Origin of the sequence: Streptomyces sp. CB03238 (assembly GCF_002099185.1) — a bacterium.
Lineage (GTDB): Bacteria > Actinomycetota > Actinomycetes > Streptomycetales > Streptomycetaceae > Streptomyces.
On the sequence record NZ_NBCN01000004.1, the window covers coordinates 123093 to 136590 of the forward strand.

The 13498-nt window shown below is 72.1% G+C and carries 12 protein-coding genes; 6 read left to right on the plus strand and 6 right to left on the minus strand.

Features of this window, described 5'->3' with window-relative positions; all coding sequences use genetic code 11:
- The first annotated feature begins 216 nt into the window (after positions 1–216).
- Entirely contained in the window at positions 217–1404 is a 1188-nt protein-coding gene (gene nadA, locus BKD26_RS07855) for a quinolinate synthase NadA (RefSeq protein ID WP_084897103.1), read from the plus strand.
- A gap of 279 nt (positions 1405–1683) precedes the next feature.
- Here the strand turns inward: nadA and BKD26_RS07860 are convergent, their stop codons facing one another.
- From BKD26_RS07860 to BKD26_RS07880, 5 genes are all read right to left on the minus strand, one after another.
- The gene (locus BKD26_RS07860) at positions 1684–4797 is read right to left on the minus strand and encodes an efflux RND transporter permease subunit (protein WP_084897104.1); all 3114 of its coding nucleotides are present in this window, start codon (positions 4795–4797) and stop codon (positions 1684–1686) included.
- 119 nt (positions 4798–4916) lie between these two features.
- Positions 4917–5606, minus strand: a complete 690-nt coding sequence (locus tag BKD26_RS07865) for a response regulator transcription factor (protein ID WP_084897105.1) — start codon at positions 5604–5606, stop codon at positions 4917–4919.
- Complete coding sequence (locus BKD26_RS07870) at positions 5603–6826, minus strand: sensor histidine kinase (RefSeq protein ID WP_084897106.1); 1224 nt, start codon at positions 6824–6826, stop codon at positions 5603–5605. Before BKD26_RS07870 ends, BKD26_RS07865 begins: the two co-directional genes overlap by 4 nt.
- A 213-nt stretch (positions 6827–7039) precedes the next feature.
- A complete protein-coding gene (locus tag BKD26_RS07875; protein ID WP_084897107.1) occupies positions 7040–7318 on the minus strand; it encodes a hypothetical protein in 279 nt (92 codons plus the stop codon).
- Positions 7319–7330: 12 nt separating this feature from the next.
- On the minus strand, positions 7331–8125 hold the full coding sequence (locus tag BKD26_RS07880) for a PspA/IM30 family protein (protein WP_073752091.1): 795 nt from the start codon (positions 8123–8125) through the stop codon (positions 7331–7333).
- Between the two features lie 242 nt (positions 8126–8367).
- Between BKD26_RS07880 and BKD26_RS07885 the strand changes: the two genes are divergently transcribed.
- The 3 genes from BKD26_RS07885 to BKD26_RS07895 all read left to right on the plus strand — a co-directional run bounded on the left by BKD26_RS07885 (position 8368) and on the right by BKD26_RS07895 (position 10893).
- Entirely contained in the window at positions 8368–8964 is a 597-nt protein-coding gene (locus BKD26_RS07885; protein WP_084897380.1) for a DUF3043 domain-containing protein, read from the plus strand.
- 68 nt (positions 8965–9032) lie between these two features.
- The gene (locus BKD26_RS07890; RefSeq protein WP_084897108.1) at positions 9033–9758 is read left to right on the plus strand and encodes a methyltransferase domain-containing protein; all 726 of its coding nucleotides are present in this window, start codon (positions 9033–9035) and stop codon (positions 9756–9758) included.
- Between the two features lie 70 nt (positions 9759–9828).
- Complete coding sequence (locus BKD26_RS07895) at positions 9829–10893, plus strand: trypsin-like peptidase domain-containing protein (protein ID WP_084897109.1); 1065 nt, start codon at positions 9829–9831, stop codon at positions 10891–10893.
- 41 nt (positions 10894–10934) lie between these two features.
- Here the strand turns inward: BKD26_RS07895 and BKD26_RS07900 are convergent, their stop codons facing one another.
- Positions 10935–11144 (minus strand): hypothetical protein, encoded by a 210-nt coding sequence (locus BKD26_RS07900; RefSeq protein ID WP_084897110.1) that lies wholly within the window; start codon positions 11142–11144, stop codon positions 10935–10937.
- Between the two features lie 80 nt (positions 11145–11224).
- Here BKD26_RS07900 and BKD26_RS07905 point away from each other — a divergent pair, with 80 nt between their 5' ends.
- Positions 11225–12424, plus strand: coding sequence for a bifunctional adenosylcobinamide kinase/adenosylcobinamide-phosphate guanylyltransferase (locus BKD26_RS07905; protein ID WP_084897111.1), 1200 nt, complete (start codon positions 11225–11227; stop codon positions 12422–12424).
- 26 nt (positions 12425–12450) lie between these two features.
- Positions 12451–13488 (plus strand): nicotinate-nucleotide--dimethylbenzimidazole phosphoribosyltransferase, encoded by a 1038-nt coding sequence (gene cobT / locus BKD26_RS07910; protein ID WP_179166484.1) that lies wholly within the window; start codon positions 12451–12453, stop codon positions 13486–13488.
- Positions 13489–13498: the final 10 nt, after the last annotated feature.

A 13498-nucleotide genomic window follows, 5' to 3' on the forward strand; every position in this document is an offset into this window, starting at 1 on the left:
TGCTTGCCGATGGTTGCAACCGGCGGTGCCGCGGATTCATTCCGGGGCACAGCACTTCTCTTTCGCTTTCATGCTCGCACACCGGGCCCCGGGCAAGCACCGGCCTGTGGAGAGGGGATGTGTCACATCGACACTATGGCCATCGTCAAAGTGACGTGAAGCGGTTATGATAGATAGCGTCATTTAGACGAAAAGGCTCTCCGCAGAAAAGAAAGGGTGCGTGACGTGACCACCGCCCAGCCCCTGGACGTCCAGCCGTCGCCCCTCGCCCTGCTGCTGCTCGGCCGCGAAGCGGACCCGAAGAGCGAGCGGGGAGTGGAGTGCCCCGGTGACCTGCCCTCGCCCTCGGATCCCGACCTGGTCGAGCGCGCCCGCGCCGCCAAGGAGAAGCTGGGCGACAAGGTCTTCGTCCTGGGGCACCACTACCAGCGCGACGAGGTCATCCAGTTCGCGGACGTCACCGGCGACTCCTTCAAGCTCGCCCGGGACGCGGCGGCGCGGCCGGAGGCCGAGTACATCGTCTTCTGCGGCGTGCACTTCATGGCCGAGTCGGCGGACATCCTGACCGGCGACGACCAGAAGGTCGTGCTGCCGGACCTGGCGGCCGGCTGCTCCATGGCCGACATGGCGACGGCCGAGCAGGTCGCGGAGTGCTGGGACGTGCTGACGGAGGCGGGCATCGCGGAGCAGGTCGTGCCCGTCTCGTACATGAACTCCTCCGCCGACATCAAGGCCTTCACCGGCAAGCACGGCGGCACGATCTGCACCTCGTCGAACGCCAAGCGCGCGCTGGACTGGGCCTTCGAGCAGGGCGAGAAGGTCCTCTTCCTGCCGGACCAGCACCTGGGCCGCAACACCGCCGTACGGGACATGGGCATGTCCCTGGACGACTGCGTCGTCTACAACCCGCACAAGCCGAACGGCGGGCTGACGGCCGAGGAACTGCGCGGCGCCAAGATGATCCTGTGGCGGGGGCACTGCTCGGTGCACGGCCGGTTCTCGGTCGATTCCGTCAACGACGTGCGGGAGCGGATCCCGGGCGTGAACGTGCTGGTGCACCCCGAGTGCAAGCACGAGGTCGTGGCGGCGGCGGACTACGTGGGCTCCACGGAGTACATCATCAAGACGCTGGAGGCCGCGCCGGCTGGGTCGAAGTGGGCCATCGGTACGGAGCTGAACCTGGTCCGGCGGCTGGCGAACCGTTTCGCCGGTGAGGGCAAGGAGATCGTTTTCCTCGACAAGACGGTCTGCTTCTGCTCGACCATGAACCGCATCGACCTGCCGCACCTGGTGTGGGCGCTGGAGTCACTGGCCGAGGGCAACCTGGTCAACCAGATCCAGGTCGACCGCGAGACGGAGAGCTTCGCGAAGCTGGCGCTCGAGCGGATGCTGGCACTGCCGTAGGGCTTTTCCGGTACGTAGGTGAGGGGCGCCCCGCTTGTTGCGGGGCGCCCCTCTCGTTGGGTCCGGGCTCGTGTGCGGTGCCGTGCCGGGGGTGGCCACCTCCGGTGAGTGGGGGCGTGGCCCCTCCGGGCTCACCTGACCCTGCACGGCCCCGCCCCGGCTGTACGCCGGGTGCGGCCAGGCGTTGGCCGGGGGTCGCGCAGTTCGGCCTGCCGACGCGTGCGGCGCGGTGGCCCCCCTGGATGGGGACGGCTCACCGCGCCGTGGGCGGCGTTGCTGCTAGGCGTTGGCCGGGGTCGGGGTCTTCTCCGGTGTGGGGGACGCCTTTGCCGCGCGCTTGGCGGCGCGCTTGGCGCGGCGGCGTTCCTTGCGGAGTTCCACCGTCGCGTAGAGCGTCGGGACCAGCAGCAGGGTCAGCAGGGTGGAGGTCACCAGGCCGCCGATCACCACGACCGCGAGCGGCTGGGCGATGAAGCCGCCCTCGCCCGTGATGCCCAGGGCCATGGGGAGCAGGGCGAAGATCGTCGCCAGGGCCGTCATCAGGATCGGGCGGAGGCGGTGGCGACCGCCCTCGATGACCGATTCGACGACCCCGAGGCCCTGCGCCCGGTACTGGTTGATCAGGTCGATCAGCACGATCGCGTTGGTGACCACGATGCCGATCAGCATCAGCATGCCGATCATCGCCGGGACACCCATGGCTGTTCCCGTGGCCACCAGGAGGCCGATGGCGCCGGTGGCCGCGAAGGGGATGGAGACCAGCAGGATCAGCGGCTGGACCAGTGACCTGAAGGTGGCCACGAGGAGCATGAAGACGATCGCGATCGCCGCCAGCATGGCCAGGCCCAGGCTGGCGAAGGCCTCCTCCTGGTCCTCGGAGACGCCGCCGATGGCGGCGGTGGCGCCGTCGGGGAGGTCCAGCGCGTTGATCTTCGACTGGAGCGCGGCGCTGACCGCGCCCGTGTTGTCACCGGTCGGCTTGGCCGTGATGGTCGCGGCGCGCGAGCCGTCGATGCGGGTCATCGATACCGGGCCGGGGACCAGCTTCACGTCGGCGATGGCGCCCAGCTTCAGGGGGCCGAGGGGGAGTTGTTGGAGCTGGGCCATCGTCCTGGCGGGTGTGGTGGAGGTGATGACGACGTCGCGCTCGGTGTCGTCCAGGATCGCCTTGCCGGCCGGGGTGCCGCGTACGGCCTGGGCGACCGCCATGCCGAGGGTGGCGTCGGTGAAGCCCGCCTCCGCCGCCTTCGCGTTGGCCTTGACCGAGATGCGCGGGACGGACTGCGACAGGTCGCTCTGGACGTCGGTGACGTCCTTGAGTTCGGCGACCTCCGCCCGTACCTGCTCGGAGGCCTGCTTGAGGGTGGTCGCGTCGGACGCCTTCACGATGACGCTCAGGTCCTGGTTGCCGAAGCCGTCGCCCGCCGCGATCGTCGTGTCGCCGATGCCGTCGAGCGTGCCGAGGGCCTCGTCGATGCGGTCGCGGGCCTTCTCGTACGAGGCCGAGTCGGTGAGCGTGACCTGGTACGAGGCCTGATTGGCGCCCGTACCGCCGCCGAAGGCCGCCATGAAGCCGGAGGAGCCGACGGTGACCTGGTAGTCCTTCACCTCGTCCGTGGAGGCCAGGACCTTTTCGACCTTCTTCGCCGCGGCGTCCGCCGCCTCCAGGCTGGTGCCGGCAGGCAGCTCCTGCCTGATGGAGAGGACTTCCTGCTCGCCCTGGTCGAAGAAGTTGGTCTTGAGCAGCGGGGCCATGCCGAAGGTGCCCACGAGGACGACGAGGGCGATGGCCACGCTGGTGAGGCGGCGGCGGGTGGCGAAGCGGAGGACGGGGACGTACAGGCGCTGGAGGCGGCTGCGGGACTCCTTGGCCTCGGCCTCGCGGCGGGCCTCGTCGGGGTCGGTGGACGTGCCCTTGGGGGCGCGCAGGAACCAGAAGGAGAGGACGGGGACGACGGTCAGCGAGACCAGAAGGGAGGCGAGGAGCGCCGCCGTGACGGTGAGGCTGAAGGAGCCGAACAGCTCGCCGACCATACCGCCGACCAGGCCGATGGGGAGGAAGACCGCGACGGTGGTGAGGGTGGAGGAGGTGACCGCTCCGGCCACCTCGCGTACGGCGGTGAGGATGGCCGCCTGGCGCTCCTCGCCGTAGCCGAGGTGCCGCTTGATGTTCTCCAGGACCACGATCGAGTCGTCGACGACCCGGCCGATGGCGATCGTGAGGGCGCCGAGGGTGAGCATGTTGAGCGAGAGGTCGCGGGTCCACAGGACGATCAGGGCGAGGACCACGGAGAGCGGGATGGAGACCGCGGTGACCAGGGTGGAGCGGAGGGAGGCCAGGAAGACCAGGATGACGAGGACGGCGAAGACGAGGCCCAGCGCGCCCTCGGTGGTGAGGCCGGAGATCGACTTGGAGACCGCCGGGCCCTGGTCGGAGACGATCGTCAGCTCGGCACCGGCGCCGAGGTCCTTGCGCAGGTCCGGGAGCTTCTGCCGGACGGCTTCGGAGATGGCGACGGCGCTGCCGTCGTTGTCCATGGTGGCCATGACGGCGAGGCTGGGCCTGCCGTTCGTACGGGTGAGGGAGACCCGCCGGGACTCCTCCTGCTTCACGGTGGCGATGTCGCCGAGGCGTACCGCGTCGCCCTTCTCGGGCTTGATCGTCAGGTCCTCGATCTGCTTCAGCGAGGTGAAGCCGCCGCCGACCTGGACCGTGCGGCTCTTGCCGGCCTCGGAGAAGGAGCCGGCCGGGACGGTCGCGCCGCCTGCCTTCAGTGCCTCGGACAGGGTCATGGGGTTCAGGCCGGCCGCGGCGAGCTTGCGCTCGTCGGGTGTGACGGAGACCTGGAGGTCCTGGACGCCGTCGATGGAGACCTGGCCGACGCCGTCGATGTCCTCGATGGCCGGGACGACGGTCCGCTCCAGCTGGTCGGCGAGGGCCTGCTGGTCCTTGTCGGACGTGACGGCGAGGACGACGGTGGGGATGTCGTCGGTCGAGCCGGCGACGACCTGCGGGTCGACGTCCTCGGGCAGCTGCGCGCGGGCGCGGTTGACGGCCTGCTGGACGTCGGCGACGAGCTGCTTGGTGCCCTCGTCGCCGTAGTCGAAGGTGGCCATGACGAGGGCGTTGCCCTCGCTCGCCGTGGAGGTGACGCCCTTGATGCCGTCGACGGCCTTGAGGCTGCTTTCGAGCGGTTCGACGACCTGCTTCTCGACCACGTCGGGGGAAGCGCCCTGGTAGGGGGCGAGGACCGACACCATCGGAAGTTCGATGGAGGGCAGCAGCTGTTGCTTGAGCTGCGGGATGGCGATCGCTCCGAAGACGATCGCCACGATCGACATCAGCCCTATCAGGGCCCGTTGCGCGAGGCTGAATCTGGACAGCCAGGACATGGGGTCTCTCTTCTGTGGCGGATCGGCAGGTATTCATACGATCAGCCACGGAGGGGAGGGTTCCGTCGCCCCCAGGTCCCGTTTGCTTATGGCCGGCATACACCGAATGGAGTACTCGGTCACTCCGCCCTGGGGCGTACCAGACCGGATTCGTAGGCCGTCACGACCAGTTGGGCGCGGTCCCGGGCGCCGAGCTTGGCCATGGCCCGGTTGACGTGGGTCTTGATGGTGAGCGGGCTGACCTCCAGGCGCTCGGCGATCTCGTCGTTGGAGTGGCCTCCGGCGACGAGGACGAGGACCTCCCGTTCGCGTACGGTGAGGGCCGCGAGCCGCTCCGAGTAGGCCTGGCCGTCCCCGGGGGCGGAGTCCGTATGGCCGCCCTGGGCGAGGAACGTGGCGATCAGGCCCTTGGTGGCGACGGGCGACAGCAGCGCCTCGCCGGCGGCGGCGATCCGGATGGCGTTGAGCAGTTCCTCCGGTTCCGCGCCCTTGCCGAGGAAGCCGGAGGCCCCGGCGCGCAGCGACTGGACCACGTACTCGTCCACCTCGAAGGTCGTGAGCATGACCACGCGGACGCCCGCGAGGTCCGGGTCCGCGCTGATCATGCGGGTGGCGGCGAGGCCGTCCGTACCGGGCATACGGATGTCCATCAGGACGACGTCGGCCCGCTGGGAGCGGGCGAGCGCGACGGCCTCGGCGCCGTCCGCCGCCTCCCCGACGACCTCCATGTCCGGCTCGGAGTCCACCAGGACCTTGAACGCGCTGCGCAGCAGGGCCTGGTCGTCGGCGAGCAGCACTCTGATGGTCATGTGTCCCCCTCTGTACGGGTGTTGACCGGCAGTATCGCCTGGACGCGGAAGCCGCCGCCGTAGCGGGGGGCGGCGGTGAGGGTGCCGCCGAGGGCGGCGACGCGCTCGCGCATGCCGATGAGGCCGTGGCCGCCGCTGTCGCTCTGGGGGGTGGGTACGCCGTTGTCGAGGACCGTCACCTCGACGGTCCGGCCCACCCGGACGACGCTCACCTCGGCCTTGGCGTCGGGACCGGCGTGCTTGCGCACGTTGGTGAGCGCCTCCTGGATGATCCGGTACGCGGCGAGGTCGACGGCCGCCGGGAGTGGGGTGCCCTGGTCGGTGCGGGCCAGTTCCACGGGGAGGCCGGCGTGGCGGAAGGTGTCCAGCAGCGCGTCGAGGACGGCGAGGCCGGGGGCCGGTTCGGTGGGCGCCTCGGGGTCGCCGGACTGGCGGAGCAGGCCGACGGTGGCGCGCAGCTCGTTGAGGGCGGAGCGGCTGGCCTCGCGGACGTGGGCGAGGGCTTCCTTGGCCTGGTCGGGGCGCTTGTCCATGACGTGGGCGGCGACGCCGGCCTGGACGTTGACCAGGGCGATGTGGTGGGCGACGACGTCGTGCAGGTCACGGGCGATGCGCAGCCGCTCCTCGGCGACCCGGCGGCGGGCCTCCTCCTCGCGGGTGCGTTCGGCGCGTTCGGCGCGCTCGCGGATGGCGTCGACGAAGGCGCGGCGGCTGCGGACGGCGTCGCCTGCGGCGGCGGCCATGCCGGTCCACGCGAAGACGCCCAGGTTCTCCTGGCTGTACCAGGGCGCGGAGCCGAACAGCATCGCGGCGCCCGTCAGTACCGTCATCGTCAGCAGACCGACCCGCCAGGTGGTGGGGCGGTCGGTGCGCGAGGCGACGGTGTAGAGGGCGACGACGGCGCTCATCGCGACCGGGGCCGGCGGGTCCTCGGCGATGTGCTCCACGAGCGTGACCGCGCCGGTGAACAGCAGGACGCCGAGCGGGTTGCGGCGCCGCGGGACCAGGGCCGCCGCGCCGATCAGCATGAGCAGCACGCTGCTCACCCCGGGGGTGCGCCCGCCGAAGTCGGGGCCGCCGTGCGGGCCGCCGTGCCGGTCGACGAACGAACCGGCGACCATGCACACCAGCACCGCGAGGGCCAGGGCGCCGTCGAACGCCAGGGGGTGCTCGCGCAGCCAGCACCGCCCGCGCGCGAGCGGGGTTCCGAGGGTGGTCACGGGAGGAAACGGTACGGCGTGGCAGGGCACACCGGCCCCCCGGTGTCCGTACCCACGGAGACACGGCGCGGCGCGCGGCCGGCATGCGTGCCGACCGGGGCCGGTTGCCGCCTGCGGAGGCGGGTCACGTGCTGGGGCGGTCCGAGTGCGGGCGTGCCCCGCGCCGGGGGCGGGCGGGGCACGGGGGTTGTTGGAGGCGGCGGCCCCGGGGCGTCAGCCGGGGATGAGGCCGTCGTCGGAGAGCATGTCGCGGACCTCTTCGAGCGTCGCGTCCGGCGCCGGCAGGATCAGTTCCGAGGGTTCGAGCGAGTCGTCCGGCAGCGGCTCGCCCAGCTGGCGCACCGTGTCCAGCAGGGCGTGGAGCGTGCGGCGGAAGCCTTCGCCGTCGCCGCCCTCCATCTCCGCGAGCAGTTCGTCGTCCAGCTTGTTGAGTTCGGCGAAGTGGCTGTCCGCCAGCCTCACCTGGCCCTCCCCCATGATCCTGACGATCATGACGCGCCGTCCTTAGCTCTTGTCGAACCGGGTCTGGGACTGCTGCTGGGACTGGTCCTGCGGCGTGGCGCCGCCGCCCTCGATGGCCTGCTGCGGGGTGGTGCCCCCGGCCAGCTCGGCCTTCATGCGCTGGAGCTCCAGCTCGACGTCCGTACCGCCAGAGAGGCGGTCGAGCTCGGCCTGGATGTCGTCCTTCTGGAGGCCCGACTGGTCGTCCAGCGCACCGGAGGCGAGCAGCTCGTCGATCGCGCCGGCCCGCGCCTGGAGCTGCGCGGTCTTGTCCTCGGCCCGCTGGATGGCGACGCCGACGTCGCTCATCTCCTCCGAGATGCCCGAGAACGACTCGGCGATCCGGGTCTGCGCCTGGGCGGCGGTGTACGTGGCCTTGATCGTCTCCTTCTTCGTACGGAAGGCATCGACCTTGGCCTGGAGGCGCTGCGCGGCGAGCGTCAGCTTCTCCTCCTCGCCCTGGAGGGTCTGGTGCTGCGTCTCCAGGTCGGTGACCTGCTGCTGGAGCGCGGCCCGGCGGGACAGTGCCTCGCGCGCCAGGTCCTCACGGCCCAGCGCGAGCGCCTTGCGGCCCTGGTCCTCCAGCTTGGCGGACTGGCCCTGGAGCTGGTTCAGCTGCAACTCCAGGCGCTTGCGGGAGGTCGCCACGTCCGCGACGCCACGGCGCACCTTCTGGAGCAGCTCCAGCTGCTTCTGGTACGAGTAATCGAGGGTCTCGCGCGGATCCTCGGCCCGGTCAAGGGCCTTGTTTGCCTTCGCGCGGAAGATCATCCCCATACGCTTCATGACACCGCTCATGGGCTTCGCGCGCCCCCTTCTGACGGAACTCGGCTGCAGCACTCCAACAGAACCCACAGTACGGGCCCTGCATCCATTACCGCACTGTTCGAGCGCGGATGCGCTCATCCCCAAGGACGACTGCGTACGCCTCCGATCCGGCGCAAGGAGTAGGGGCCCTTGCCGGGGTGGACGCATGCTGTTGCCGGATCGTTCCCCGCGGGGGTGTGGTCCATGCGGCGTACCCCGTACCCTTGGGCTTTGTGTTCCGTAGCCGTTCGAAGGATGAGAAGGCCCCCACCGACAAGGTGACGGCGGACCTCTCCAAGCAGCCCCGCGACCCCGAGGCCCCCAAGGGCCGCCCGACCCCGAAGCGGAGTGAGGCCCAGACCCATCGCCGCCGTGCGCAGACCGTGCCGACCGACCGCAAGGAGGCCATGCGCCGCCAGCGCGAGGCCCGCCGCGCGGACCTGGCCAGGCAGCGCCAGGCCCTCGCCAGCGGCGACGAGCGTTACCTGCCGGCCCGGGACAAGGGCCCGGTCCGCCGTTTCGTGCGCGACTTCGTCGACTCCCGCTTCTGCGTCGCCGAGTTCTTCCTGCCGCTGGCGGTCGTGATCCTGGTCCTGTCCAGCCTGCCCAACACGCAGCTGAAGAACATCGCCCTGCTGCTGTGGCTCGCCGTGATCGCCCTGATCGTCGTGGACTCCGTCGGCATCTGGATCCGGCTGAAGAAGCAGCTCGCCACCCGCTTCCCGAACGAGCCGAAGCGCGGAGCCGTGGCGTACGGCCTGATGCGTACGCTCCAGCTGCGCCGGCTGCGGCTGCCCAAGCCGCAGGTCAAGCGCGGAGAGCGGCCCTGAGCACCCTGGTCTCCGGTTTCGGAGGCGCGTCGGGGGACTGGCTGGACGGGCTCGGCGGACTGCGCAACATGGTCCGCCAGGAGCTCGTCGCCCGCCAGCTGGACGAGCAGATAGCCGCCCGCTACCCGGTGGGACAGCGGCTGCGGATACTCGACGTCGGTATGGGGCAGGGCACGCAGGCGCTGCGCCTGGCCCGTGCCGGGCACACCATCACGGGCCTGGAGTCCGACCCCGAGATGCTGAAGGTGGCCCGCGAGGCGCTGGCGTCCGAGCCCGCCGGCATCCGCGAGCGGGTCCGGCTGATCGAGGGGGACGGCCGGGAGACCGGCGTGCACTTCCTGCCGGGCAGCTTCGACGTGGTGCTCTGCCATGGCGTGCTGATGTACGTGGAGGAGCCGGACGCCATGCTGGCGGGGCTCGCCCGGATGCTCGCGCCGGGCGGTCTGCTGTCCCTGCTCGTACGGAACGGGGACGCGCTGGCCATGCGGCCGGGGCTGGCCGGGGACTGGTCGGGGGCGCTGGCGGCGTTCGAGTCGGACGCCTATGTCAACCGGCTGGGGCTGCCGGTGCGGGCCGACCGGCTGGAGACGCTGACGGCGACGCTCGCGGGGATCGCGGCGCCGCTCCAGGCCTGGTACGGGGTGCGGGTCTTCACCGACAACGTACCGAACGAGGAAGGGCTGCCCGCCGCGGAGGAGCTGGAGCGACTGCTGGCGGCGGAGGACCGGGCCGGGCGTACGGAGCCGTACCGCCGGGTGGCGGCGCTGCTGCACCTGTGCGGCGTGCGGGGCTGAAGCCCGGAGCGACCCCCTGATCGGGTGCGCAGCGGGCGCCGCACCCGGGGGCGAAAGGGATACTCCGGACATGGATGCCCTTCGTGTGCTCGCGCCCCTGACTTCCGTGGTCTGCGCGGCCGCCCTGGTGGGCGGCTGTACGGCCGGTTCGCCGCCCACCGGAAGGGCCGCGGCCGAGCCGCAGGAGCCCCGGGTGGCCGGAAACGCGCGGGCGGCCGAGTTGGAGGACGACTACCGGACCGCCATCAGGAACGTCCTGCCGTCGGTCGTGCAGATCGACGCGCGGGCGAGCCTCGGCTCCGGCGTCGTCTACGACGACCGGGGCCACATCGTCACCAACGCGCACGTCATCGGCCGGGAGAGGACCTTCCGGGTCACCGTGGCGACGGGCGAGGAGCCCCTCTCCGCCAAGCTGGTCTCCAGCTATCCGGAGCAGGACCTGGCCGTCATCAAGCTGGACCGCCCCCCGGACGGGCTGAAGCCGGCGACGTTCGGCGACTCGTCCAAGGTGGAGGTGGGCCAGATCGTCCTGGCCATGGGCTCACCGCTCGGCCTGTCCGGCAGCGTCACCCAGGGCATCGTCTCCGCGACCGGACGCACCGTCAGCGAGAGCCGGTCGGGCGGCGGCACGGGCGCGACGATCGGCAACATGGTCCAGACGTCCGCGGCGATCAACCCGGGCAACAGCGGCGGCGCGCTGGTCAACCTGGACAGCGAGGTCATCGGCATCCCGACGCTCGCGGCGGCGGACCCGGACCTGGGCGGCAGCCAGGCGCCGGGCATCGGCTTCGCGATCCCCGCCTCCATGGTGCGGACGGTCGCCGACCAGATCGTGAGGACGGGCCGCGTCACCGACTCGGGCCGGGCGGCGCTGAACATCACCGGCCGTACCGTCCTGACCGACGACTACCAGCCGGGCGGCGTCGCGATCGTCGAGGTGGCCCGGGAAGGCGCCGCGGCGGACGCGGGCCTCAGGGCGGGCGACATCATCACCAAGCTGGACGACGCGGCGATCACCACCATGACGTCCCTGCTGGAGGCGCTGGCGTCGTTGAAGCCGGGCGACGAGGTGACGGTGACGTACACCCGTGGCGGGCGCCCGGCGACGGCGCGGGTCACGCTGGGCGAGATCTGACCGGCCTGCGGCGGCCGGTCAGGACCGGCCGCCGGGCCCGGTTACGCCTCTCCCGCCGCGCGGAGGCTCATCACGTAGATCTCCGTACCGTCCTCGAAGAGGGTCACCTGTTCGGCACCGCCCTCCAGGAGGTCCTTCCAGTACTCGCCGACCCACGATTCCGCGTCGCCCTGGGTGGTGAACTCCTCCGGCTCGACCGCCGGCTGGACCTCCGTGCCGTCGGACCGCTCGAACCGCCACGTCCATGCCATGTGGGCCTCCAGATGATCGGTTTCCTGCCCGCAGCGTAGCCGGGCGCGCAGCCCGCGCGGGGACGCGGGAGGATCGTCCCGTGGAAGTGACTCTGCTCGGCACCGGCGCCCCCGACGGCCTGCCCCGCCCCGACTGCCCCTGCGCCTCGTGCGCGACCGCCCGCGGCTCCCGGGCGCGCGCCGCCACCGCGCTGCTGGTGGACGGGGCGCTGCTGCTCGACCTGACGCCCGGGGCCGCGCTGGCCGCCGCCCGGGCGGGGCACTCGCTGACCGGCGTACGGCAGGTGCTGCTGACGCATCCGCACGACGGGCCGGCGCTCGAACTGCCGGCCGGGCTGCCGGCGGCGGGGCGGGTACCGGACGGGCGGGAGCTGACGCTGATCAGCGGTCACCGGGTGCGGGCCGTGCCGATGGACTCCCCCGGCACCGGGTACGAGGTGACGTCGCCGGAGGGGCTGCGCCTGCTGTACCTGCCGCCGGGCGGCGCTCCGGCCGGGGTCGCCGAGGTGCGGCGGCCCTACGACATGGTGGTCGCCGACGTGGTGGCCCGGCCCGACGGGCTGGCCCGGCTGCGGGCCGCCGGAGGCGTCGGGCCGGCGACCGACGTGGTCGCGGTGCACCTTGACCACGACGTGCCGTCCTGCGGCGAGCTGGACCGGCGCCTGGCCGCCGCGGGGGCGCGGGCCGTGCCGGACGGGTCGACGCTGATCGTGGGCGAGTACCACGAGGTGCCGGACGTCCCCCGGCGCACGCTGGTCACGGGCGGGGCGCGGTCGGGCAAGTCCCTGGAGGCCGAGCGGCGCCTGGAGGCGTTCCCCGACGTGGAGTACGTCGCGACGAGCGGCGCCCGGGACGGCGACACCGAGTGGGCGGCCCGGGTGACCGCCCACCGCGACCGGCGGCCCGGGTCGTGGCGTACGGAGGAGACGTGCGAGCTCGCCCCGCTGCTGCGGCAGGACGGGCCGCCGCTGCTCATCGACTGCCTGTCGCTGTGGCTGACCGACGCCATGGACCGGGTCGGTGCCTGGGACGACGACACCTGGGCCAAGAGAGGGGAGCGGGAGCTGCGCGAGCGGGTGGCGGAACTGGTCGCGGCGGTGCGCGCCACACCGCGTACGGTCGTCGCGGTGACCAACGAGGTGGGCGCGGGAATCGTGCCCGCCGACGCGGGGAGCAGGCGGTTCCGCGACGAGCTGGGGCGGCTGAACGCGGCGTTCGCCGACGAGTGCGAGCACGTGCTCCTGGTGGTCGCCGGGCAGGCTCTTGTGCTGCGGGGATGACCGGTACTGTTCCTCGAATGAGCAGGCTGAATCTCGACGACTTCTCCGATCTGATCGAGCGCCCCGACAGTGGTACGCGGCAGGACGCCGAGGAACGCCGGGAGCGCCTCACCGTGCCGCCCGGTGCGCTCGGGCGTCTGGACGAGCTGGGCGAGTGGCTGTCGGCCGCCCAGGGGGCCGTTCCGGTGCGGCCCATCGAGCAGCCGCGCGTGGTGCTGTTCGCCGGTGACCACGGGGTGGCGAAGCTGGACGTGTCCGGGCGGCCCGCCGGCGGCACGCACGAGCTGGTGCGCGCCGTGCTGGACGGGGCGAGTCCGGTCGCGGTGCTGGCGCGGCGGATGGGCGTTCCGGTGCGTGTCGTGGACGCGGGGGTGGACTGCGACCCGGAGCTGCTGCCCGCCGACGTGGTGCGCCACCGGGTGCGGCGCGGCAGCGGCCGTATCGACATCGAGGACGCCCTGACGCCCGAGGAGGCCGAGCAGGCCGTACGCCTCGGTATGGCGATCGCCGACGAGGAGGCCGACTCGGGCACCGACCTGGTCGTGCTCGGCGACCTCAGCGTGGGCGGTACGACATCCGCCGCCACGCTGATCGCCGCCCTGTGCGGCACGGACGCCTCGGTGGTGACCGGCCGGGGCGGCGCCGGGATCGACGACCTGGCGTGGATGCGCAAGTGCGCGGCGATCCGCGACGCGCTGTGCCGCGCCCGGCCGGTCCTGGGCGACCAGCTGGAGCTGCTGGCGGCGGTCGGCGGGGCGGACCTGGCGGCGACGACCGGGTTCCTGCTGCAGAGCGCGGTGCGGCGGATGCCGGTGATCCTGGACGGCGTGGTGTCGGCGGCGTGCGCACTGGTCGCGCAGCGCGCGGCGTTCCGGGCGCCGGACTGGTGGCTGGCCGGCCAGGTGAGCGGCGAGCCGGCGCAGTCGAAGGCGCTGGACCGGATGGCGCTCAACCCGCTGCTCGACCATGGCGTCACTGTGGGCGAAGGAACCGGGGCACTGCTGGCACTTCCCCTCGTCCAGGCGGCCGCGGCGTTCGCGGCCGAGCTGCCGGAGAAGGACTGAGGCACCCACG

What these genes read in the sequence shown, in the direction of transcription:
- BKD26_RS07900 (WP_084897110.1), bottom strand. Translation starts at nt 11,144, where the DNA reads ATGGCATGGACGTGGCGGTTCGAGCGGTCCGACGGCACGGAGGTCCAG.
- BKD26_RS07865 (WP_084897105.1), bottom strand. Translation starts at nt 5,606, where the DNA reads ATGACCATCAGAGTGCTGCTCGCCGACGACCAGGCCCTGCTGCGCAGC.
- BKD26_RS07880 (WP_073752091.1), bottom strand. Translation starts at nt 8,125, where the DNA reads ATGAGCGGTGTCATGAAGCGTATGGGGATGATCTTCCGCGCGAAGGCA.
- BKD26_RS07890 (WP_084897108.1), top strand. Translation starts at nt 9,033, where the DNA reads ATGGTCCGCCAGGAGCTCGTCGCCCGCCAGCTGGACGAGCAGATAGCC.
- BKD26_RS07860 (WP_084897104.1), bottom strand. Translation starts at nt 4,797, where the DNA reads ATGTCCTGGCTGTCCAGATTCAGCCTCGCGCAACGGGCCCTGATAGGG.
- BKD26_RS07895 (WP_084897109.1), top strand. Translation starts at nt 9,829, where the DNA reads ATGGATGCCCTTCGTGTGCTCGCGCCCCTGACTTCCGTGGTCTGCGCG.
- BKD26_RS07875 (WP_084897107.1), bottom strand. Translation starts at nt 7,318, where the DNA reads ATGATCGTCAGGATCATGGGGGAGGGCCAGGTGAGGCTGGCGGACAGC.